This window comes from Kordia sp. (assembly GCF_965283645.1).
GTDB lineage: Bacteria > Bacteroidota > Bacteroidia > Flavobacteriales > Flavobacteriaceae > Kordia.
Map to the genome: position 1 here is coordinate 4,432,464 of NZ_CBDIPG010000001.1, position 24,754 is coordinate 4,457,217.

The 24,754-nt window shown below is 33.0% G+C and carries 19 protein-coding genes; 5 read left to right on the top strand and 14 right to left on the bottom strand.

Annotated elements, in window-relative coordinates; translation table 11 throughout:
• Positions 1-82 precede the first annotated feature (82 nt).
• Positions 83-598 (bottom strand): RNA polymerase sigma factor, encoded by a 516-nt coding sequence (locus tag ACQ654_RS19780; protein ID WP_430412070.1) that lies wholly within the window; start codon positions 596-598, stop codon positions 83-85.
• A 139-nt stretch (positions 599-737) separates the two neighbouring features.
• Between ACQ654_RS19780 and ACQ654_RS19785 the strand changes: the two genes are divergently transcribed.
• Positions 738-2,750 carry a LamG domain-containing protein gene (locus tag ACQ654_RS19785; protein ID WP_430412071.1) on the top strand — a complete coding sequence of 671 codons (2,013 nt, stop codon included), beginning with the start codon at positions 738-740 and terminating at the stop codon, positions 2,748-2,750.
• Positions 2,751-3,202: 452 nt separating this feature from the next.
• Here ACQ654_RS19785 and ACQ654_RS19790 read toward each other — a convergent pair whose 3' ends face one another.
• On the bottom strand, positions 3,203-3,868 hold the full coding sequence (locus ACQ654_RS19790) for a hypothetical protein (protein WP_430412072.1): 666 nt from the start codon (positions 3,866-3,868) through the stop codon (positions 3,203-3,205).
• A 300-nt stretch (positions 3,869-4,168) separates the two neighbouring features.
• Between ACQ654_RS19790 and ffh the strand changes: the two genes are divergently transcribed.
• The 4 genes from ffh (at position 4,169) to ACQ654_RS19810 (ending at position 8,379) form a co-directional block, all read left to right on the top strand.
• Complete coding sequence (gene ffh / locus ACQ654_RS19795; protein ID WP_430412073.1) at positions 4,169-5,500, top strand: signal recognition particle protein; 1,332 nt, start codon at positions 4,169-4,171, stop codon at positions 5,498-5,500.
• Between the two features lie 149 nt (positions 5,501-5,649).
• Positions 5,650-6,540 carry a bifunctional 5,10-methylenetetrahydrofolate dehydrogenase/5,10-methenyltetrahydrofolate cyclohydrolase gene (locus ACQ654_RS19800; protein WP_430412074.1) on the top strand — a complete coding sequence of 297 codons (891 nt, stop codon included), beginning with the start codon at positions 5,650-5,652 and terminating at the stop codon, positions 6,538-6,540.
• A 168-nt stretch (positions 6,541-6,708) separates the two neighbouring features.
• Entirely contained in the window at positions 6,709-7,146 is a 438-nt protein-coding gene (locus ACQ654_RS19805; RefSeq protein WP_430412075.1) for an SRPBCC family protein, read from the top strand.
• A 117-nt stretch (positions 7,147-7,263) separates the two neighbouring features.
• On the top strand, positions 7,264-8,379 hold the full coding sequence (locus ACQ654_RS19810) for a DUF2914 domain-containing protein (RefSeq protein WP_430412076.1): 1,116 nt from the start codon (positions 7,264-7,266) through the stop codon (positions 8,377-8,379).
• A 209-nt stretch (positions 8,380-8,588) separates the two neighbouring features.
• Here the strand turns inward: ACQ654_RS19810 and ACQ654_RS19815 are convergent, their stop codons facing one another.
• The 12 genes from ACQ654_RS19815 to ACQ654_RS19870 all read right to left on the bottom strand — a co-directional run bounded on the left by ACQ654_RS19815 (position 8,589) and on the right by ACQ654_RS19870 (position 24,605).
• Positions 8,589-11,297 carry a carboxypeptidase-like regulatory domain-containing protein gene (locus ACQ654_RS19815; protein ID WP_430412077.1) on the bottom strand — a complete coding sequence of 903 codons (2,709 nt, stop codon included), beginning with the start codon at positions 11,295-11,297 and terminating at the stop codon, positions 8,589-8,591.
• A gap of 68 nt (positions 11,298-11,365) precedes the next feature.
• The gene (locus ACQ654_RS19820; RefSeq protein ID WP_430412078.1) at positions 11,366-12,208 is read right to left on the bottom strand and encodes a GLPGLI family protein; all 843 of its coding nucleotides are present in this window, start codon (positions 12,206-12,208) and stop codon (positions 11,366-11,368) included.
• A 576-nt stretch (positions 12,209-12,784) separates the two neighbouring features.
• On the bottom strand, positions 12,785-14,299 hold the full coding sequence (locus ACQ654_RS19825) for an NADP-dependent isocitrate dehydrogenase (protein WP_430412079.1): 1,515 nt from the start codon (positions 14,297-14,299) through the stop codon (positions 12,785-12,787).
• 285 nt (positions 14,300-14,584) lie between these two features.
• Complete coding sequence (locus ACQ654_RS19830; RefSeq protein WP_430412080.1) at positions 14,585-15,157, bottom strand: hypothetical protein; 573 nt, start codon at positions 15,155-15,157, stop codon at positions 14,585-14,587.
• 334 nt (positions 15,158-15,491) lie between these two features.
• Positions 15,492-16,244: a LytR/AlgR family response regulator transcription factor gene (locus tag ACQ654_RS19835; RefSeq protein ID WP_430412081.1), complete on the bottom strand. Its 753-nt coding sequence runs from the start codon at positions 16,242-16,244 to the stop codon at positions 15,492-15,494.
• A 127-nt stretch (positions 16,245-16,371) separates the two neighbouring features.
• The gene (locus tag ACQ654_RS19840; protein WP_430412082.1) at positions 16,372-19,407 is read right to left on the bottom strand and encodes a ligand-binding sensor domain-containing protein; all 3,036 of its coding nucleotides are present in this window, start codon (positions 19,405-19,407) and stop codon (positions 16,372-16,374) included.
• Position 19,408: 1 nt separating this feature from the next.
• Positions 19,409-20,371 carry an SH3 domain-containing protein gene (locus tag ACQ654_RS19845; RefSeq protein WP_430412083.1) on the bottom strand — a complete coding sequence of 321 codons (963 nt, stop codon included), beginning with the start codon at positions 20,369-20,371 and terminating at the stop codon, positions 19,409-19,411.
• A gap of 27 nt (positions 20,372-20,398) precedes the next feature.
• Positions 20,399-21,448 (bottom strand): hypothetical protein, encoded by a 1,050-nt coding sequence (locus tag ACQ654_RS19850; protein WP_430412084.1) that lies wholly within the window; start codon positions 21,446-21,448, stop codon positions 20,399-20,401.
• Positions 21,449-21,682: 234 nt separating this feature from the next.
• Complete coding sequence (locus ACQ654_RS19855) at positions 21,683-21,898, bottom strand: hypothetical protein (protein WP_430412085.1); 216 nt, start codon at positions 21,896-21,898, stop codon at positions 21,683-21,685.
• A 215-nt stretch (positions 21,899-22,113) separates the two neighbouring features.
• Positions 22,114-22,485 (bottom strand): cupin domain-containing protein, encoded by a 372-nt coding sequence (locus ACQ654_RS19860; protein ID WP_430413039.1) that lies wholly within the window; start codon positions 22,483-22,485, stop codon positions 22,114-22,116.
• A complete protein-coding gene (locus ACQ654_RS19865; RefSeq protein ID WP_430412086.1) occupies positions 22,475-23,071 on the bottom strand; it encodes a hypothetical protein in 597 nt (198 codons plus the stop codon). Before ACQ654_RS19865 ends, ACQ654_RS19860 begins: the two co-directional genes overlap by 11 nt.
• 19 nt (positions 23,072-23,090) lie before the next feature.
• Complete coding sequence (locus ACQ654_RS19870) at positions 23,091-24,605, bottom strand: helicase HerA-like domain-containing protein (RefSeq protein WP_430412087.1); 1,515 nt, start codon at positions 24,603-24,605, stop codon at positions 23,091-23,093.
• Positions 24,606-24,754 lie beyond the last annotated feature (149 nt).

The following is a 24,754-nucleotide window of genomic DNA, read 5'->3' on the forward strand; positions in this document are numbered from 1 at the left end:
TTTGAATGTTAAATCTAAAATGAAATTACGTAGGTAATGTTATTATTTAACTATTTTCAACTCACAACTCACAACTCACAACTCACAACTCTTTAATCTGTTCTCGTAATTTTGCCAATGCTCTATAAATACGTTTTTCTACAGCTTTTGACGAAATACCAAGAATTGCGGCAATTTCTTTGTGTTTTTTTCCTTCAACTCTATTCATTAAAAAAGCGGTGCGTTCCGATTCGGTCAAATTTCCAATCGCGCGTTGTAACTTTTGCAAATATTCTTGTTCCTGCATTAAAAACTCAGGACTTTCGTTGGTATGTGCTTTCGGTTTCAGTTGTCTGTGTTGCAATACAACTTTGTGGTGTTTTACTTCGTTCAGCATCATATTATTACCAATAGTAAAAACATAACTCTTTGCTTTTTCGGGTTTTACTTTGCCACAATTTTGCCACAATTTGGTAAACGCTTCTTGTGCTTTATCTTCAGGATTTAAATAATCACCAAACTTGTAATACAAATACGCATACAAACTTTGATAATGTTTCTGAAAAATTTTAGAAAACAAACCTTCGTTGCATATATTTTCGTGTAATGATTTTGGCATAAATTGTGGTTAATTTGACGCTAAAAGTAAACATAAATTTTTTAATTTGTGAGGTGGGAATTTTGCCGTTTCAGTTGTTTAAGAAGTAACACACTTGAAAATTGTTGTGTTTGCTATTTCCCGAATACTATAACATATTATGAATAAAATCTCAAAAATAACGTATTTGCACTATATGTTTTCGCTTCTCGCGATGTGTCTCTGTTTCACTTCTTGCCAAGAAGAAAGACTAGAAACCGCAACGCCTAACGCGCAAGAAACTTTGGTTGCTAATACAACGTTACCACAATTAATGGAACGTATTTCAATGCTTGATGGTTCTGCGGATAACTTTATAGACACTGCAAATTGTTTCTTGGTTGATTTGCCAGTTACGGTTGCAATCAACGGAACAATAATCATTGTAAACAATACAAATGATTACAGTGCAATTATTGAATTATTGAATCAATCTGATGGTAATGCAGTTGCTATTACCTATCCAATTACAATTGTTTTAAGTGATTATTCCGAAATTACCATCGAAAATCAAGAACAATTACAAACACAAATTAGTAACTGTTCTGGACCAAATCAGCCAGATATTGACATTGAATGTATCGATTTTCAATATCCGTTTAGCATTGCCATCTTCGATACGAACTTTGAAGTTATTGAAACACAAAATATTATAAACGACGAAACCTTATTTCATTTCTTAGCAACGCTTTCAGATGGTATAGTAGCAAGTATCAACTATCCAATAAATCTTATCGAAACTGACGGAACAGTTGTTTCAGTGAATAATAATCAAGAATTGCAAACTGCTATTGCCGCGGCAGAAAATACTTGTGATGAAGATGACGATAACAATTATAATGATGCCAATTGTACAGAAGCATTCATTACAGAAAACTTAACCGATTGTTTTTGGCGAATTACCAATTTGAACGGAAATATGCAATTGATATATGAATTCTATTTCAACACAGACGGTTCGTTTACATTTTCAACAGAACCAAGTAGTAGCACTATATATGAAGGAAATTGGCAAGTAACCACTTCAGAAGGAAATTTAGTATTGAATATTAGTAATGTGGTTTCAAACATTACATCAATTAATGGAACTTGGATTATTGACGAATGTACTTCGGACGAATTGCAATTGCACAGCGGAAATCAGCAAATAACATTACAAAAAAGTTGTGAAAACGAAACACCTTTTGAATGTTTTGAAAATATTGACACAACTATTTGTGATGAAGACAATCCGTATGATGGTTTTGTAGAAATGAACTTAGAAGAATTATTTATTTCAAACATAACATGTACACAACCGTATAGTTTTTCATTTCATCTTTCACAAGCAGATGCTGATTCAAATTCAAATGCACTTATTCCAACATCATATACAAATACATCTTTACAAGAAACATTGTTCTTGCGAATTCAAAATCAAACAGGAGAATATCAGCTATTTACAATTACGTTAAGTATAGAAGATTGTTGTACAAATCCAACAACAGTGCTTACGGATAACTTAATTTTATACATGCCGTTTGCGAATGAAACAAAAGATTTAGTAAGCAATTGGGAAGCAACAGGAAACTATAATTATACGGCTGATAGAGCAGGAAATGATACATGTGCGTTACGCTTTGATGGAACGCAAACTGTAGAAATTCCTGTAACAACTGCTAATCAAATTGTACAAGGTGACGCATTTTCGGTAAGTCTTTGGTTTAAAATGCAAAACACAGATCCTTCTAATTATGAAATCTTATTTCAAAAAGGAAGTGCGATAAGTGAAGGTTTTCAGCTAAGCGTATTCGATTTAAATACACCTGTATTTAGTGATGCAGATTCAGGCTACGGACTTTGGGACGATCCTTGGAATACAGATGCTAGTTTGCCAACAGATACAACCAATTGGCATCATTTAGTACTTACGGTTGATGCTAACAATACAGTACGATTGTACAGAGATGGCGTACAACAAAATGCAGATGAAAACTCTACCATTGATATTGGCAATACGCCATTAACGAATTACATATTAGGAAATGGCTTTGAAGGTCATTTAGACGATATACGCATGTACAACATTGCACTAACACCAAATGATGTTTCTACCTTATTTACATTAGAAGCAGACTGCAATGTGTGTCTTTAACATATAAAAATAAGTGTTTATTTAAGTTAGTTTAGTGTAACTTAGTTCAAAGCTGCCTTTTGTTGAATTAGGGCAGCTTTTTTTTGGTGAAACTCAATTTTGAAAAGTCTGAAAGACGCATTCAAAATTGTTAGTTGAACTAATCCCGTTGGAGAACGAAATCTTAGGTTTAAATAAATTTATAGATAAATACTTCTGGAAATGTTTATATTCATGAATACCAAAATTGAAAATAAGAATGTATGAGCTAAAAGCGCACTTTCTTTTGTTGAAGTCTTTGCTGAACTTCATTCAGTATTCTTTGTGTAAACAAAGAAAGCGAAAGTAAATAATTAAAAATCAAGTTATTATATTTAAATTCTCAATAATTCTTAAATTTTAATTTTGTAAAAGTTATATCGAACTCACACTAAATAGGACTGTTGTTCCTGCTTTCGCAGGAATCTAAAAGCTTACCCAGCAACCTTTTCCAATAACTCTTTTGCTTCCTGTAAGTCTATAATCTTTTGATCAATTTCAGCCATTAAATTCTTTTCAGCTTGCGGATCAATCTTTTTACGTTTCGACCCTGCTTTGCCCATTTCGGTTTTAAAAGCTTCAATAGTGGTAAGCTCTACTTCTTGTTTCTGCAAAGCTTCGACAACTCTATTATTAAAACGTGCAATTTCAGGTGTCATTTTTAGATAAGATGGCAGGAAAAATTTATCCTTGATAGCTTGCCAATACACTACTGCATCTTCTTCACGATCTGGAAATTCGATTTTCTCAGAACGTAAATTCTTCAAACGTTTCTTTTCAGAGATATATGATAACCCAATAATTAAAAGAATAAAACCAATAAAAATTCCGAAAGTAACTCCAATTCCTGTCCATTTATAAGACATGTACGTAATTACAAAAGGCAATGGAATACTTAGCAACCACATTGGAATAAAAAACAAACGTCCTACTACGCCAATTCCTTTTCCAACAAATGAAGCCACTAAAATCATCCAGCTTACACAAATAACCAGTATCTCTTCGCCCATGCCTCCAAAGTAATACACTCCAAAAAAAGGTGCTGAAAATAATGCGGCTAATAAAGTAACAAGAATGGCATCGAGGTTGAAAATAATCATGGTATATACAGTTTTAAGAATTTAAAAGTAAGGGATAAATTTGAATTCTACAAAATGAAAAACTTTCCTGAATTGTTATTTTGCTTATCACGATGCCATCTAAAAAAAGGTTGGAATTCTTCCCAATCTTACTTAGCAGAAAGTACACGATCTGCACAAAATTATAACTAAGTGAGCGTCTTATCTTCAAGAAATTGCAAGAAACAACTAAATAATCTTGTTGAAAACGAGCCGTTTTATACTTTCAAAATTTAGAAGTTTCCCCTATCTTTGCAACTTCTAAAAAAGAACAGGAATCCTATGTTTAATAATTTAAGTGAAAAGTTAGATAAAGCGTTACATGTACTAAAAGGTCATGGAAGTATAACAGAAGTAAATGTTGCTGAAACATTAAAAGAAGTTCGAAGAGCGCTACTTGATGCCGATGTAAACTTTAAAATCGCCAAAGAATTTACCAAAACAGTAAAGGAAAAAGCCTTAGGACAAAACGTATTAACAACTTTACAACCAGGACAATTAATGGTAAAACTCGTAAAAGACGAGTTAACTGAATTAATGGGAGGAGACGCCGCAGGAATCAACTTGTCTGGAAAACCATCTATTATATTAATGTCAGGTTTGCAAGGTTCAGGAAAAACAACGTTTTCTGGAAAACTAGCGAATTACTTAAAAAACAAAAAAACAAAGAAACCTTTATTAGTTGCGTGTGATGTATACCGTCCAGCGGCGATTGATCAGTTACATGTAGTAGGAGATCAAATAAAAGTGGATGTCTTTTCAGACAGAGGAAACAATGATCCGGTTGCAATTGCGGAAGCAGGAATTGCACATGCAAAAGAAAACGGACACAATGTTGTTATTATAGATACCGCAGGTCGTTTGGCAGTTGATGAAGCCATGATGAACGAAATTGCAAACATTCACAAAGCAATTGAGCCACAAGAAACATTATTTGTGGTAGATTCCATGACAGGACAAGATGCAGTAAACACTGCAAAAGCCTTCAACGATATCTTAAACTTTGATGGAGTTATCTTAACAAAATTAGATGGTGATACACGTGGTGGAGCAGCAATATCGATAAAATCTGTAGTAAACAAACCAATTAAATTTATTGGTACAGGTGAAAAAATGGAAGCAATTGATGTATTCTATCCTTCACGTATGGCAGATCGTATTCTTGGAATGGGAGATGTTGTTTCGTTAGTAGAAAGAGCGCAAGAGCAATTTGATGAAGAAGAAGCACGTAAATTACAAAAGAAAATTGCCAAAAATCAGTTTGGTTTTGACGATTTCTTAAAGCAAATACAGCAAGTGAAGAAAATGGGGAACATGAAAGACTTAGTCGGAATGATTCCAGGAGCTTCCAAAGCAATGAAAGGTATGGAAATTGAAGATGATGCTTTTAAGCATATTGAAGCATTAATTCACTCAATGACACCAGACGAACGCTCAAAACCAGCGATGATAAATGCAAGTCGTAAAAAACGTATTGCTAAAGGAGCTGGACGCTCAGTACAAGAAATGAATCAATTGTTAAAGCAATTTGATCAAATGAGTAAAATGATGAAGATGATGCAAGGCGGCGGCGGAAGAAAGCTAATGCAAATGATGAAAGGAATGGGCGGTTAATTCTTGAAATGTTGAATGTAAAATGCTGAATTATGAATTTTAAATGTAAAAGTATTTTTGTTAGCAGTTGGAAGCTCAGCAATAAATAACTGTCACATCGAGCGCAGTCGAGATGCAGCAAAAAAAAGACACACACAACACAACTATACATGATTTTATTAGATGGAAAAAAGGTATCGAACGATATCAAAGATGAAATTGCTGCTGAGGTTCAGAAAATGAAAGATCGCGGTGAGAAAGTTCCGCATTTAGCCGCAGTTTTAGTAGGAGATGATGGCGCAAGTTTAACATACGTTGGAAGTAAAGTACGTTCTTGTGAGCGTGTCGGATTCGAATCTACAATGGTACGTATGTCGAACACAACTTCAGAATTAGAATTACTTAAGAAGATTCACGAATTGAATGATAATGATGATATTGACGGATTCATCATTCAATTACCATTACCACCACAAATTAATACACAAAAAGTAATTATGGCAGTGCATCCAGATAAGGATGTGGATGGATTTCACCCTGAAAACTTTGGGAAAATGGCATTAGATATGTCTACTTTTATTCCTGCAACTCCGTTTGGAATCTTAGAATTACTAGAACGTTACGATGTGGAAACCAAAGGAAAACACACGGTTGTTATTGGAAGAAGTCATATAGTTGGTAGACCCATGAGTATTTTAATGGGAAGAAGAGGTTTCCCAGGAAATTCAACTGTTACCTTAACACACAGTCATACCCAAAATATTACACAAATTACATGTCAGGCAGACATTATCATTACGGCATTAGGACAACCAAATTTTTTAAAAGCAGAAATGATCAAAGATGGCGCAATCGTAATTGATGTCGGAATTACACGTGTGCCAGATGAAACTAAAAAACGCGGTTACCGTATTACAGGTGATGTAGATTTTGAAAACGTAAGCAAAAAGACAAGTCACATTACGCCAGTTCCTGGTGGAGTAGGACCAATGACTATTGCCATGTTGTTAAAAAACACATTATTGGCACGAGAACGTCACAATATGGCAAATAGAAAATAATACATACTATATATACTGAAAAGCAACTTTGAAAGAAGTTGCTTTTTTTTATGAATAAATTTAAAAAATTAATATTTAGAGTGAGTTAGGATGTCAAATTTATGTACTTATGAAACTTGATGTACACTTAAATAAAAATTCAAGTATCTTTATACAAAACCAATCCACATGAAAACTTCTGAACCACCAGTTATTGTAACACAAAACTTTGAACAATCAGTAGAAACGGTATGGAATGCTATTACTGAAGCATCACAAATGCGACAATGGTTTTTTGATAACATTCCCGATTTTAAAGCAGTAGTAGGCTTTCAAACAAAGTTTACTGTAAAAGCACCTTCTCGCGATTTTTTACATATATGGACAATTACAGAAGTAATTCCGAATAAAAAGCTAGTATATAACTGGAAGTACGAAGGTTTGGAAGGTGATTCGTTTGTCAATTTTCAATTAGTTGAAGATGGTAACAATACAAAACTCACACTAACGACTACTGTTGTAGAGGACTTTTCCGATGAAATTCCTGAATTTAAACATGAAAGTTGTGTTGCAGGTTGGAATTATTTTATAAAAGAACAGTTGCATAATTATCTTAAAAAGAGCTGAAAGTTTCCTATCGTTTGAGCGCTTACCTTTATGAGAAAAAAATAAATAATCTATCATATTTTTATAAGTTTCATGTGAACTTGTGAAAAAATGTATCTTTAAAGATTATTTGTCTGTATGAAAAGAACATTGGTTAAATTTCGAAGAAGTAAATTCAGAAATTTCATTCGAAAGCATGAAAAATATGCACCTTTATTATTCTTTATTGGTGGTTTTATTTTTGATACATTAACATTGGGTAGAATTGACAGAATGTACGATTTAGTTGTACTGACTTCTCATATGACATTACTCACAATTACACTGTACCTATTTAATTTAGTGGATGATGGAAAATGGAAAAACACCAAATTGGAAAAATATGAACTGTATTTTCCTTTGGCCATTCAGTTCTTTTTTGGAGGGCTTTCCAGCGCATATGTTATTTACTTTTCTAGAAGTGTTTCCTTATCTAAAACGTTTACATTCTTTATAATTTTAGTATTGCTATTACTTGCAAATGAATTTTTAAAGAAAAGAATTTCCAATAAATACCTGCAATTTAGTGTGTATTACTTCATTAGTTTTACATTTTTTGCTTTTATGATTCCTGTAATTTTAAAGGAAATGAGTACAACTATTTTCATGCTATCAGGAGTCGTAAGTCTAGTAATTACAGTATTCTTGATCTTGTTTATTTACTTTTCTAGTCCAAGTACAAAATCGGAAATTCGCTTGAGTAAACTCTTAGGAATCGTAGTTTCTATATTTATTTTCATCAATACGATGTATTATTTTAATATGATACCGCCAGTTCCGTTAGCACTAGATAAAGGAGTTGTAGCGCACAACATCACAAAAAAGAATGACACCTATGTAGTAACATACGAAAAGGATGATTGGTATGTTTTTTGGCGAGATCACAAAATAGAATTCTATCATCACGTAGGTGAAAGAGTTTATGTGTATGCTTCTATTTTTGCGCCGACAGATTTAAATAAAACAGTATTACATCGCTGGAGTTATTTCAATCCAGAAACTGAGCAATGGCAAGTAATGGACGAAATGACCTATAAAATTATTGGTGGACGCGATAATGGTTTTCGAGGATATACATATAAAGAAAACGTGATTGATGGTACTTGGAAAGTAGAAATTGTCACCGATGACGAATTATTAATTGGCGTTATTGACTTCGAAATTAGTTCTACAGTTCCTGAAAAACTTCCAAAACTGGTTACGAGAAAGTTTTAGATTTGTTGTTGTTGCATAAGTCTTTTGATTATTACTACTGCAGTTTTAAAAAAAAATATGCAGGAAACTTTCTTGACTTTACCATGAAAAATCAATTAACAAAAAAAACCGAACAACACATTCTCACAAATGTTGTTCGGTTTTTAAACTAACTATACTTATACTAACTATTTTTAAGTCTGTATTTTTATATACTACAGACGTATATTTTACAACGTATATATAAATCGGAAGGTTACAAAACGCGGTTGTATAAACGTTTCCGAAGTAAATACGGATAAATTATTTGCAGTGTTTCGTACTTGCGAACTAATATCTAATAAGTTTGTAGCTTTAATTTCATATTCCCACTTTGCGTCTCTGTCTTTTCTATACGAAAGTGTCGCATCCCAATTTTGGAACGATTGCGATTGTCCATTACCTAAATCTTGATTTGTATAGGTATAATCTGTACGGAACGTTACTCGTTTCCATATATATGCATCAAAGTTTATAGAAGGTGCCGTTGTAACAAACTTCGTTTTACGTCCACCTTGCGTATTATCCGTAACACTGTAACGGTACTGCAAACTTACATTTGGTGCCACTCTAAAGTTTGTACGGATACTTGGCGTATATGTTTGTGTAAAGCCTTCATTCAATGATTGTTGCCCTTGAATAAATTGATTGATTTTGCTATAATTGAAACTCGCATTTAAGCTTCCACGTATTTTTCCAAACGTACGTTGTATACGTCCAAAAACGTTTACATTTTCGTCTGCAAAGTTAGAGTTGAAGAATGTACTTGTACGAATTACACTTTCAAAATCCGTTAAGCTTCGTATCTGATCAATATTACTTGAATACGATGCTCTCGCAAATACATTTGTATAATTGAATAGGTTGAAACTTGTATACACCAAACTTACATTGTGTGATAATGCATTCTGTAAATCAGGCTCACCAAATTGAAAACTATTAAAGTTATTCATTACCAAACCTTCTGCCAATCGTGTAACATCAGTAAACTGGTTACGCATGTCGTATCGTAAGGTTAAAGCTTCACTCTTTTTAAACTGAATTCGCGTTTCAAAATCTGGCAATACTCTAAAGAAGTTATCTTTATAGGTTTGCCCAAATTGTGTATTGTTATTTCCATATGCATGTACGGAGAAACCTGGTGTAAACGTGAATTTTCCGCTTTTCAATCGATAGTGAACACCTAAATAAATATCACTAAAATTATATTCTGTATCATTTGTAATACGTCCATCATTAAATGTCGGAATTGGATTGAATTGAACACCTGTTCCTCTAAACTGGAATAAATTAGAGTTAAATTCTTGATGACTTAAAATAGTTCCAAGTGTTATATTGATATTACTTTTTGTGTTTAAAATATTATAATAATCCAACTTCGCATCTAATTGATTTGATTTGATACGTCTGTTTTGTGCCAAATCATAATTGTCTTGAGTAGTATCTAACCCTAAAGCACTCGCAGTTGTATCAAAAGCACTGTTTGGACCATTGTCTAAGCGCACATTGTAAAAAGGATCTTCATTTTTTAATAAATGCTGTGCTTCAAATGCTAGAATATTATTTTCGTTAATTGTATAATAGTAATTTATATTTTGATTGATGCTATATGGCTTTACATCATCGGTCTGATTGGTGTTTCCAATTACAGAAGAAAATACATTTTGTGCTTGCGAATCGTTTGAAGTACGTGCCAATACATCATAATCTAATTGATTGTTGAGGTTTGGCTGATACGAAGCACTTAACTTTAACAATGCTTGGTCAGAACGTTCTCTACTTCGTTGTTCGGTAGCTTCATCAGGAATTCCTAAATCGGGATCTGTATATTGTACAAAACTTGTTTCTTTGGAAAGAATACGACTGCTGTTGTAGATTAAGAAACCACTTAAATCCAACGCTTTGTTTGGAGAATAACTAAAGTTTCCTGTAGCAAGTTTATTTTCAATTTCTAAAGCATTTCCTTGATTCGTTAAGAAATTTAAACCGTTATCACCTAAGTTTATATTAGTTCCACTACTTCTACTTGGCGCTCTAAAACCACCGCCAAAGGCTCTAATATCTCTACGGGATAAGGCAACTTCACCAATATTATTCAAATCACCAATAAAGTTGATACTATATTCTGGACTGTAATAAAATAGTTTAGGCTGAATTAGATAGAGTTCATTATCTGGCGAACTTCCTCCACCAGCAGTTATATTTCCAAACCAGAAATTTTCCTTTCCTTCTTTTAGTTTGATATTGATAGCTACATTATCCTGATTGTTTGTCACGCTTCTAAGTTGACCAACTTCCGAATAGTTTCGTAATACTTGAATCTTATCAACCGCTTTGGATGGAATATTTTTTGTGGCAAGTTTGGTATCTCCATCAAAGAAATCTTTACCATTAACCATCAATTTATTTACAACTTTACCTTCTACTTCAATTTGACCGTCTTCATTAATTTCTACACCAGGAAGCTTTTCAAGAACATCTTCTAACTTTCGTTCAGAACCATTTTTGAAAGAATCTGCATTGTAAATTAACGTATCACCTTTAATAGTAACAGGCATTTCATACGTAAGTTCAACTTTATCTAAGGTGTTATCTTCTTGTAGTGTGTAATTTTTTGTAATATCACTTTCTTTTGTTGACAAAGAATCTTGAAGCGTTTTTAATCCAATATAACTTACTTGAATTTTATACGTACTATTCTTTTTTAGGGCCAACTTATACTTTCCTTGCTGATCCGTTATGCTATAGGATTCTAATGCGCTGGTTTTCTTGTTAATAGCAATTACATTTGCTAATTCTAGAGGTGTTTTAAGACTGTCTCTTACAATTCCTTCAACTTTAATTTGTGCAAAAGTGCTGTGTGCAATAAGAAATAAGAGAATACAGAGTATTTTTTTCATTGGTTTTGTTGCTAATTAGTTTTAAAATAAATATAATTTTAAGTTAGACTAAATTTTGAACCAAAGGTTTAACCTCTTCTTCTTCTTCCTCTATTATTTCTCATTTCTAGCATTTTTTCACGAATTGTATTCTGGTAATCAGCTTTATTTATTTCTTTTCCTTTGTCTGGCGCTTCAATCTTAACTTGTTCTCCAGAGTTAATTACTATTTTAGAACATAGCATTATTGTGTTTCCAGCACTAACTTCTAAAATTAACCCTGGAAGTCCCCAATATTCCGCTGGTCCGTGACTTACAGGAACTTGTGGTGTATACCATGCTTCAATTTCGGTCATTTTAATTTCTGGCTCTTTTACTTCTTCAGTAGTACCATCTGCATTTTTCTTAGGCTCAGGTTGACTTATATCTGCCCATGAAAAATTATACCAATTTAAGTCGTTTGTTGGAATTGAAGCTGTCGCTTTAAAACAAGTGTATTGTCCAATTTGCTTAGTTTCTTTGCCCATTTTCCATTCAATGGTTTGTAATTTGTCTTTTACTAAAAACTTTTTGCCATAAAATTCTTGACTTTGTACCAATGCATTCTCTTTTACATTTTTATATTGATAACCTCTTGAAAAATTTGCTCCCCAAGAATCTGTTGCGCCTGAAACCGCATCTAGCTTGTCTTCTTCTTTAAAAACAGACGCTTCTTTATCGAAACTTAATACATATGTTTTTTCTAAACGATTCTTTAACCGTGCCGCTACATCTTTTTTCTGCGCTTCACTCAAACGTGCGCCCCATTTTCCTAATTCCATTTTAGATTTAGAATAGTAATAGGCTTTGCCTTGAAATTCTTGCGTATTTGATTTAAATGATAGCAAAACTATAAATGAGATACAGAAAAGTTTTAGTAAAAGTGATTTCATGGTTTCTAGTTAAAGTTAAATTGTTTAACGAATTTACATAAAGATTAAACAGTGAAGCTGATTTTACAAAAATATTAACATTAATTTAAGGGTATCTGCTTCACTTTCAATCTTCTTAACTGGATAAACTCCTGTAAGAAATATGAAAACTTAAAAATACTCAAAATACTCTTATAAGATTGTGAAAGTTTAAGTGGTAGAAAGAAGAAAACCGAATGGCCTCATCACTTGCTATTCGGTTTTTAAAACTAGCTATACAAAAAACACTTGTTGCTTTTTCTTTTTTTGTGCATTACAAAGATGGAGAATATTATTGATATATTTTTATTTATGTTTTTAATGTTCATCATAAATATTATTTATGTATTGTGTAATGAACTTTACTGAAAATTGATATGTGCCTGAATTTTTAAAGTTATCTAATGATGATTCATGAACTATGAACTAGATGCTTTCAGTTATATTCTTAGTACAAACTGAAACTAAAAAACTAAAAAAACCGAACTGCTTCATCACTTGCAGTTCGGTTTTTAAACTAACTATACAAAAATACTAACTTTCTTTGCTTTGCAATTCTTATTCTCCTTGTCCTAGTGAAAAAGCACGTTTTCCATCAAATTCGTACAGGTTTTCTGTTTTAATAACTTCGTATCCTATTTCGTTAATGTTTGACAACAATGCTAAAATTTGTTCAAAATCAATTGGTGCATACTTTGGCGTTTCTCCTTTAATCATTGCATCTGTTCCAACAAATCGGCATCTCCAATGATCTGTACAATATGTTTCTGGCAATCCGTTTGGAAATACTTTTACACCTCTATTGGTTATCATTTTAAGTTTTAGCTTGTACGATTTTAATGTTGCTAATGCTTCACCAATTTCATTCGGATTAGAGCCTTTCCAATTGATAAACACATCTGTACCCACCAAAATTTGTTCTTGTTCTTGTCGTATATATTCAGGAATTGAAATTTTTCCTGCTTTTTCATCAATGTCACTAGGTGTTAATTGTTGCGGTTGCTTTCCTAAGTTTTCAATTAACTTGTCTGCAAATTCACTTGTCGACATTTTTTGAATGCTTTGGCCTTCTTCATACATATCTGCTGTATGATATCCTTGTTCAATAGTTGTTAACCAAGCATTTTTAATTTTGTTCGCAATATTTACTTTTCCAACATGTACCAACATCATTACAGCGGCATTTAACAATCCAGAAGGATTTGCGATCGCTTTTCCTGCAATATCTGGTGCCGAACCGTGAATGGCTTCAAACATTGCAATGTTTTTTCCAACATTTGCCGAACCTGCCATTCCTACCGAACCTGCAATTTCAGCGGCAATATCAGAAATGATATCTCCGTATAAATTTGAAGTTACAATCACATCATAGTTTTCAGGATTTGCCGCCAAACGAGCTGAGCCTATATCTATAATTTGAGATTCACTTTTAATTTCAGGATATTCGGTAGCGATTTCTTTAAATACTGTATGAAAAAGACCGTCAGTTAACTTCATGATATTGTCTTTTACCATACAAGTCACTTTTTTTCTTCCGTATAATTTTGCATACTCAAATGCATAACGAACAATTTTTTCACAACCTGGTCGTGTAATTAATTTTAAACACTGTACAACATCTTGTGTTTGTTGATGCTCAATTCCAGCATATAAATCTTCTTCGTTTTCACGAATGATTACAACATCCATATTTGGGAAATTTGTGTGTATATAAGGATGTAAAGCATTTACAGGACGTACATTTGCAAAAAGACCTAATGATTTTCTTAAAGTAACATTTAAGCTTTTGTATCCTTTTCCTTGTGGAGTTGTAATGGGTGCTTTTAGAATAATTTTATTCTTATTGATAGTTTCCCAAGACTGTTTTTCAATTCCTGAAGAGTTTCCTGATACGTATACTTTTTCACCAACTTCAATAATTTCAGGCTGAATGTTTGCACCACTCGCTTCTAAAATTTTTAACGTAGCTTTCATGATTTCAGGACCAATTCCGTCACCATATGCTACAGCAACTTTAGTTACTTCAGTTGAAGTTTGATTTGCAATTGCTTTTGTAGTTTTTGTATTCTCCATTCCTTTTGTTTTTAATTACACTACAAAGGTGGAAAATATAATTCATATATTTTTATTTATGTTTTATATGATATGCATAAGCATTATTTATGTTTTTAGTTAAAATAGGTATATTTCTAAATAATAGTGTAGGGTAAACTAAAATTAGAATGTTTTGTATGTGTAAACGGGCAGTGAGTTTACTTATTGTTTTTTTTATAACAGGGATAAAAGCTCTTTTTAAAGAGCTTTTTTTAGTTTCTAAAGCTTTCGTTCATTACTGAAACTGTAGCAAGTTTCAAAATACTATTCTTCTCTTTTCACACATGCAATTCGCCAAAAAGGAAAGGTGACAGTTTCGTTTTTATCAACCCATTCACCAATCCATTTGTAACCCAAATCAGTAATATCATAAAATGTCAAGCGTGAAAATCCTTCCGTACCATTTGGTGCTTTTTGAGGTTTATACAGTACAATGTTACCGTCTTTTGTTTTGTTGCCTTCCCAAGCCGATAATGTTGCCGTTGGCGCAGCAGATGCATAATAATGTACGTACCATTTTAGACTGTCTTTGTGAAACTGCCGGATGCTTCCCGAATGTTTCCCATCAGCTTTTAAGGTTTCATCTTGCACAGCCATTCCATTCATAATGTATGAAAATTTCCAAGTCATTTTTACAGGTGTTCCCCAAGTTCCATCAGGGTTTCTGCGTTCAGATTCACAATTACACGTTCCAATCATAGGTTTGTAATCATCTAATTGTGTTGGTGCTTTCGGGTTTTTAGTTCCGTACGGATTTGTTTTAGAAGGCGCGTGCTCGTTTTGCGCCATACCAAATGTGGTAACACATACCAATAGGAATGTAGTTAGTTTTTTCATACTATTCGTTTTTTGATGAACTTGAAGATAAGAAATTATAATTTAACAGAAAGTATTTGTCTAGTTGTAACGGGATTTTGAGACTTTTTTTGAGAAATGAGAGAAAAGATTTTAGAATTAAGAATCTAGACTTTTTCAAAGACTTCTCAATACAAATTAATTTTACAAATTGACTCAAAGTGACGTTTGTGAAAACCGAATACAGTTCAACAATCAAAAATCATGATTTATTTTTGAACCAAAAGATTGCTACGAATTTTAAAAAAAATCTCGCAATGACGTTTTAATGAATCTAATGATTTAAGTTAGTCCAATAAACTGAGAGAAGTTGAAGCTATTTTCGATGAATACTACTCAAAATATCCATAACTTCTACTTTTTTACGAACAGAAACAGGAACCGTACTTTTATTTTTTAATAATAAATAACCGCCATCCGTTTTTATGAAAGCTTTGATGAATTGCAGATTGACTAAATGACTTTGATGAACACGTAAAAACTGGTAACTTTTCAACATATCTGAAAAGTATTTTAGCGTTTTGGTTACGAAAATCTTTTGTCCATCTTGTAAATAGAAGATGGTATTATTACTATCCGATTCGCAACGAATAATTTCATCTAAACTTACAATAATGATTTTGTCTAAGGTGTGAAGTGATATTTTTGTTGGCTTCTCATTTGGAGCGGCTAATGTATCTTTTAAAATGTCCAAACGTTCTTTGTTGGGATGAATTTGACTTTTTGCTTTGTTGATGGCTAACGAAAGTTCTTCCGCTGCATATGGTTTTAACACATAATCAATAGCTGCAAATTTGAATGCGCGAATGGCAAATTCGTCACTTGCTGTTACAAAGATAATTTTAGACGTTAAGTTTGGGAAAATTTCCAATACATCAAATCCAGAACCATCACCTAACATAATGTCTAAAAACAAAATATCTGGCTGCTGTTTGCGCAATAGTTTTGCCGTTTCTACCACACTTGAAGCAGTTCCAATAATATTCAATTCAGGATGTAGACGTTCAATATCGCTTTTTAGCATATTTAACGCTGCAGGAATATCGTCAACAATTACAGTAGTGAGCATGTTCTTTTAGTTATGAGGTTTTAGTATTGAGTATTGAAACGTATTTCATATGAAAATTGATGTTTAACAAATCTAACAGCGAAGCGATCTCACTTCTAACAGCGTCAGCGGCCTAACATCTATTTTATTAGTAATCCGTTTCCAGCGGAATTTTAAATGAAATTTTCGTTCCTGCTAAGGTAGTATCTTTTTCGGAGACTTCTTCAATTTTCAATGTGTTGCGTCCGGCTAAAGATTCTATACGTTCCTTCGTTACTTGTAATGCCATCGATTGGTGATCTGTGCTTTTTTTGTTTTTTTGCGATTGCTGAATTCCAATTCCGTTATCAGTAACAGTTGCATATAAAAAGTTGTTGTCCGTTGTAAAATGAACTTTCAATTCGCCAGGTCGTTGCAACGGCATTATTCCATGTCTGATAGCATTTTCAACAAATGGTTGAATTAGCATTGGTGGAATTAATACTTCTTCAGGATCTAAATCTGAATTTAATTCAATTTCATATGAAAAATCTTTGCTTGCCATCAAACGTTCTACTTCTACATAGTTTTTTAAGGTTTTCATTTCTTGCGCAAGCGTAATGCTATCTTTTCGAGAATTCGTCAAGGTTTCACGTAATAAAACGGCAAACGTGTTGATGGTTTTATCCATTTTTGTGATATCATTTCTACTCATTCCTTTGATTCCATTTAATACATTGAAAATAAAATGTGGATTCATTTGCAAACGCAATGCTTTTTGTTCCAACGATAATAAATGATTTTCCAATTGTAAACGTTCACGAATGGCACGGTTTTTTGCTTTGACACGTTTTATATAGGTGTAAATGATAAAAATGATAATTAAACCAAGAATTGTCCAACCAGTATTTTTAAACCATGTTTTTTTGTATAATGGCTGAATAACGTGAAATTTGAAACCAATTGAATCACTTGCTAGCCAATCTTTATTGCGTGACTGTGCCATAAAATTATGATCTCCGTAAGCTAAACTTCCAAAGGTAATTTTACTTTCTTTCGTCCACTTACTCCAATGATCATCATCAAATTTATAACGATATACAATTGCTTCGGGATTGTCTAAATCAACTGAACGAAACTGAAATTTTATATTGTTTTGATCTTCAGAAAGCTGTAACCTTTTGTCAGTATTTGTCCAATCGCGTACGTTAATTGAATCTAAACTTTTACCTGCAACTTCTATATCTTCAAAATGTATTTGTGGCTTTGAAAGTTGTTGTTCCGAAGTTGAAGGTTGATATTTTGTTAATCCATCAATAGTTCCAAACCATAGATTTCCTTCTGCATCTTTTGTAGTTGCGTTATGACAGGTTTCGATGCCTAAAAAGCCATCATTTTGACCATAATGAATAACATCGGTAATTTCATTTTTCTTGTTGAGCGTAATTTGATCTATGCCACCTTCGCTTCCTGCCCAAAGTGTTCCATTAGCATCAAAAATTAGTTGGTAGATATTGCCTGAATATAGTTTTTTTTCGCCTTGTAATCGCTTAAATTTTAAATCGGAAGACAACTCAGAATACCAAATTCCTTTTCCAAACGTTCCAATGTACATGTCATAATTATGAAAGCGAATAGTACCAATAGCAACTTCGTTTCCAGTCACATTTTTTGACTCTATATGTGTGACTTTATCGTTTTTGATATAACCCAAATGACCTTTATTGGTAGCGTACCAAATACGACCAGTTTCATCACGTGCTAAATCACGAATTGATAAATCTTTGATGCCTTCTTGTGCGCCAAATGTTTGCAAGTTATATAGTTTTTTCGTGTCGTAATCGTACTGAAAACGTGCAATTCCATCAGCATAAGTGGCAATCCAAATTTGCGAACCATATATTTTTATATTACTTACCCAATTAGACGGCAAGCCATCTTCAACAGTAATACTTGCGGTAAAAATGTCTTCAATTTTTTGAGTTTCATATGTGATTTCATCTACAAACGTACTGTCGTACACAATGGAATCGCGAATTTTCTTTTGATAGATATAAATTCCTTTTCCTTCAGTTCCTGCCCAAATTCGTCCTTCTTTGTCGTTGGTTATCGTTTTAACTTTTTTATCTAAATATTCACTAGTTACAGTTTCTCTATGAATTCCTGTAGAATCAATCGTCATTAAACCTGATTCTGACGTAGAAAACCATAAGGTTTTGTTGAAATTGTGAACGGCATAAATACGATTGGCAGTTAAACCATTATCTTTTGTGTAATGTCTGAAATTATTTTTTTCATACTTAAATAAGCCACCGCCAGAAGAACCAATCCAAATATTATTTTGTCTGTCTTTGAATACTTCGCGAATGTTATATACAGATAAACCGTTTCGTTTTGTAATTGATTTTTCGGGTAAGTTATCAAGTAGATTGATCCGTTTGATGCCTGCATTTGTTGTGTTAATCCACAATTCGGCATCATTTAGTATAGAAATACTGTTGATTCTTCTCGTGTCAGAAACAATTTGAAACCCTTTTTGATTTGGTGTAAATGCAAAGATTCCGTCCGTAAAACTTGCCGCAATTACTTTTTGTTTGTAGTTCGCTAGTGATTTGAAGTCGCCATCTAAAATTTTTGTAAACGTTGCGGAATTTTCCAAACGATCTGTTTTCCACAAACCTTTTTGAGAAGCAATCCAAAATGAAGTTCCGTCAAATAAAACATCATTTATTTGTGTAGCGTTTAAGATGGCATTGCAGTTTAGCGGTTTTGTGCCTTCATCAGCTTTGTAATAATACAATCCTTTTTTTGTCGCCAAATAAGTCTTTCCATTTGCGATTTCAATTTGATAAATTGTTGGTGTTGTATACGCTTTAAAATTATTTTTTACAAGAACAGAAAGTCCTTGATTTGTTCCAATAAGTAAGGTGTCTTTTGAAAAACGCAAAGCATAAATGTAGTTAGAATGCAAGCCATTTTTTTCATTCAAAAGTGTAAACGAAAGCCCGTCAAAACGTGCAATTCCGCCACCTTGTGTTCCAATCCATAAATACCCCAAATCGTCTTGAACTATAGCATTTACTTGTGATTGTGGCAAACCATCTTTTGATGTGTATGCGCGTAGTTGATTGTCTTGGGCTGTGACAGTCCAATTACTAAACACTAAAAAAGCGAGTAGGAGATATGTTTGAAAAATTAATTTCATGCTAATTTGATGTGTCTCTTTTTTTGAATTCTTTTGAAAATTCTGGAACCAACTTTTTACCATTCCATTCGTACTTACGTGTCATTTTTTTCGATTCGAACCAGTCTTTTTCGCCATCAACAAGTTCGCCTTCTTCTTTAATGAACTGAATAATTGGTTGTCCATTATCTTCATCTGTTGTATATAAAAATTTTTCAGATAAATAATAAATGCCGCCATCACCAATTAATGATAAATCAGCTACTTTGACCAATGTATAATCATCCTTCAAAAATAATACCGAATAACCACTTTCCGCTCCGCAAGAATCACCAAAGTAATTTACTTCTACAATTTGAATCACATTTTTTAAATCATGTGGCTTTTCAAAACTGATACCAATACTTTCATCCATTAGCTGTACTGTGGTTTCTGTATATGCTTTTGTAGATGTATTGAAGAGCGTTCTAATGTGTAATACGCCTTGTTCTTCATTTATAAATTTTCGAAAGTAGAAATGTTGATTTCCGTTTTGTTTGTGTGCATTTGCGATAAATTGCCCAGCAATAAATCCTTTTTTACCATTATAATTTACTTCATACCAAGCAGTTTTGGCAGTTGAAGTTTCAAGTAGTTGATCTGTTTTTTTTAGAATGGTTACTTCATCACCAATTCGTAGGATGGTAACAACTTCGGAAGTTGTATTGGGTTCAGATCTTAATTTCACAGTATCACCGTACAAAGCGAATGTTTTGTTGAGTGTGAAATTATGGTTGATATATAACGATTCTTTTTCTCTTTGTGCATAACTAAACGTGAAACACAGAAGAAAAAGTAATAATAGGAGGGTTTTGGGTTTTGACATGTACATAAAACAAATATAGGTTAAAATTGGTTGATACATAATGATGTCATTGCGAACAAAGTGAAGCAATCTGTACGTTTTATAGTTACAGATTGCTTCAAAATTTATAATTTTCTGCAATGACGTTTTTTAGGTAAACTGTTCATTTTACAACTGTGTGTAATAGCGTTGATTGTCAAATTCTGTACGGACATATGATAATGGATTGTTGCGTTGCATCATTGGTTGCATTACGCAAACGGCTGTCGTTTTTCCTTTAAAGATTACTTTTTGACCAACTTTGACAGCTTTCCATCTGAATTTTTCTAAAGGAATTCCTGTGTCTTTTACAAGTTTTGTGTATGTTTCGTTATCATCAATCCAGTCCATAATTTCGTTTGCATCTGTTAATGATGGAAGATCTTCGTCATCTGAAAATACTACTTCCCAACGAATTGGAATATTAAATTTGTACGCAAATGGTTTTCCCGGTTCTTCTTCTTCTTTCGTTCTGATTGCATCTAACCAATGAATGTCTTCATAAGGATATTTGTTGATGAATTGTTTTGATAAATCTACATTTCCAGGCGATTGCGCGGTAGGATAGTATCCGTAAAATGCTTTTGCTAAGAAATGTTTTTGAAACTGCCCGTTGAAAATTGTTGCGTGTGGCGTTGCAAATACTTTTGGCTGATGGTTTGCCGTAAATGTTTGCTTTAGTATTTGTAAAAGCGTTTTGTTTTTTCCTAATTCGGACGTGTGAAAAACGAGTTTGCTATCTTCTGTCAATACATTTTTTAGTTTTGGAAGTTTGCCTTCTTTTAAGCAGTTTAGTAATGATACTTGCGATAAACGTTCACCGTGAATGGTAGTTTCTAATGAAAGTCCTTTTTTAGAATTTCCTTTATTTACGATATGAATTTCGTTATAATCTTGATTGTTGTGATTTTTGTTTAACCAAGTAATAATTTCTTGAAGCGAAAACGCATCATCAATAATGGTATAGTTTTGTGCTTCAAAATGTTTTTTTGCGTCTTTGTAATAGGTTTGCGCACCTTTGTCATATCCTGCGATAAATACAACTGCTTGTTGTTTTGCTACTACTTCGCTAGTTTCTAATGATGCCATATCATTTGAATCTTCTTTTGGGGAGCATGCAAATACGAGTGCTAGTACAAGTCCCATGAATGTTGCCATTTTTATTGCTTTTGTTTTCATAGTGTTGTGATTTTTAAATTATATGTTGTGTTTATTTTGTGTGATTATATGTTTTGTTGGTTTAGTGTTAGTGTAAAAACCAGCTCAGATAATATCAATCTGCTTTCGGATTGAAACTACTATCAGTATTGCATTTTGAAAACCCACTCTTCAGTACGCTTGATAGTAACTTTTGACAGCCATCAAAAGCTATCCGAGCTGATTTTACCCAACTAACCAACCTTGATCCATTTATTATCTTTTAAGTGTAATACAAGCTTTTTGTTTCAGCGGAAATGCAATGTGTTGTAGTCGCATTCGTTTTGCTAGTGTTGGACTCGAAATCCATTTGCCTTCTTGAAATAGAGCGACTGTGTTTACTTTTCCTTCACCGTCAAATTGCATTTTGATTTGCGAATAGATATTCAAATATTTTTGAATCATTTTTGTTGCTGTTATATCGTACCACATTTGCTATTTCTTTGTATTGTTTGTAATTTTTTAGTGTGATTAAGATGACTTTGTTTCTTAATTACATTTCAAATGTAGTGGCAACTTCGCGGTTTTTTGGAGTGCTTTTAGAATTCGTTGGCGGTAAACTAGAATTCGTTTTAAAACATAAAAAAAGCAGTAATGATTTGTATCTCATTACTGCTTTTAACTAATTTTTAAATGTATGTTTTCTGCTATTCTTCTTCTCTGTTAACCAAATCCATAGAAAATGCAGGTAAGCAAATTGCCAAGTATTCGCAATCGTCATCAAACGGATTGGAATATTGAACGCGTGTATTTTTTTCAATTTTGATTGATTGTCCTGCTTCTAAAACAATGGTTTCATCTTCAATAATGAATTGTTTTTTTCCTTTGATGATGTATGTAAATTCATCAAAAGCTGGCGTTTGAAACGGTTCTTTCCACTTTGGAGGTGCAATCATATGTGCAATGCTTACATTTGGATTTCCGTCAGTAGCATTTCCGAAATGTTCTTCAATCAGTTTTCCGTCTGTTGTAGGAACCACAAAAGGTGCTTTTTGGATGTAATATTTTTTAGTGCTCATCGTTCTTTTCTTCATCAGTTTCGGTTGCTTCAGAATGCTCCCAATTGACCATAAAATATTTTATTTTGGCAGTATCAGGAATTTGAACAGCATCAATAGTTAAACTTGCATCGTATCGTAAATCTTCAGGAAGTTCTTTTTTATCAATTGTAAAATATTCATTACTATCTACAATTACCACAATTGTATTCATAGTGTTGTAAATATTTTTGATAGTATAATTTTCATGAATATCTTTAAAGGTACTTTTGGTCGTAATTCCTTTTGCCGTTTTAAAACGCTCATCATGAATTTGAATCGCTTTTATCTTTTCATTTTTATCGTGTTGTTGTCTCGGCGTTAGTGTTAGTAATTGTTTTCCGCCTTTTTCAAAAATTAAATATTTGTCGTCACCAGCTTGTACATAATCACCTTCGCCAATACGTTTTACCAACGAATCATTAGCGTAAATTGAATCTAATTGTTGTACCGTAATTTCTTTGTGTAATTTTCCAATTTGATCTTTTTGAATCAAAAATGGGTCTTCTTTTTTTGCACAACTTGCCAAACATGCAATGATAATTCCGAGGAATAAAGATTTTTTCATCTACTATTTTTAATTTTTATTATTTAATAACTTTTTTGAGAACTCCCAAAACGCTTCTAAGAAATGTAACACTTGTTAATAGTTTTACAATTGGGTTTTGTCGTGTGCTTTGTCTGCTAGAACTTCTAGAAGATTTTGTTTTTTCCTTTGCTGCTTTTTCTTTTTCATGAATTGCTTCTGCTTTTTTAATCTTTTCATGCAGCATTTCATACGCACTTTCACGATCAACTTCATCATTGTATTTTTTAACCAATTTAGAAGTATCAATCACTTCCTTTAACTCAGCAGGCGTTAAGACATCCATACGACTCATTGGCGCACGTAACATAGTTGCGGCTAATGGAGTTGGTCTTCCTTTTTCATTTAAAGCAGACACCAACGCTTCTCCAATTCCTAACGAAGTTAATACTTCGGCAGTATCATAATAATCAGAATCGGGATAGTTTTCAGCTGTTAACTTTATTGCTTTTCTATCTTTTGCCGTAAATGCGCGCAATGCGTGTTGTATTTTTAATCCTAATTGTCCTAACACAGCATCAGGAACATCTGTTGGGTTTTGAGTTACAAAGTACAATCCGATTCCTTTGGAACGAATTAATTTTACAATACTTTCAATTTGGTTTATTAATGCTTTGGATGCTTCTTTGAAGATTAAATGTGCTTCATCAATAAACAATACCAATTCTGGTCTGCCGCTATCACCTTGTTCTGGAAACGTTTCGTAAATTTCAGCTAGCAAACTTAACATAAACGTTGAAAATAGTTTTGGTTTATCTTGAATATCCGTTAAACGAATAATGTTGATGTAACCTCTTCCGTCTTTATCAACGCGCGTTAAATCTTCGACATCAAATGACGTTTCGCCAAAAAATAAATCGGCTCCTTGTTGTTCCAATTCTACAATTTTACGCAAAATGGCACCTGTGGAAGCACCAGAAATACGTCCGTATGCTTCTTTAAATTCTTCTTTTCCTTCGTCTGTAGCGTATTGCAATACCTTTTTAAAATCTTTTAAATCGAGTAAAGGCATTTTGTTGTCATCACAATATTTAAATATGACAGCGACTATTCCGGATTGTGTTTCGGATAAATCTAAAATTCGAGAGAGTAGGACAGGTCCAAATTCGGAAACAGTTGCACGCAAACGCACTCCATCTTGATCTGATAATGAAAGTATTTCTACAGGAAAATTATTTGCTTCAAATGGAAAACCAATTTTTGTATGACGTTCGTCAATTTTCGCATGTCCAGGACTTGGTTTTGCGATTCCACTTAAATCACCTTTCAAATCCATTAATAATACAGGAATTCCTTTGTCAGATAAGTTTTCAGCAAGTATTTGTAATGTTTTTGTTTTTCCAGTTCCAGTTGCTCCAGCAATTAAACCATGACGATTCAATGTTTTTAATGGAATTTTCACATATGCTTCCGTGATGGTTTCTCCTTCATGCATTGCGGCGCCCATTGTAATGTAGTCGCCTTTGGTTGTATATCCCTTATCAATGTGTTCTTTAAAATTTTCCATACTAGTCATTGCTTCCAAAATTTCGTTAAAAATAAGCGATTTTAATGAAGTCTAAAAAGATTGTTGCCAGATTTACAAGAAACTTCTTGGATTAAAAATTGGTATAAAAAAGAACATCCGTCTTTCTTGAGAAAAACGGATGTTTAAAATAGTAGTTT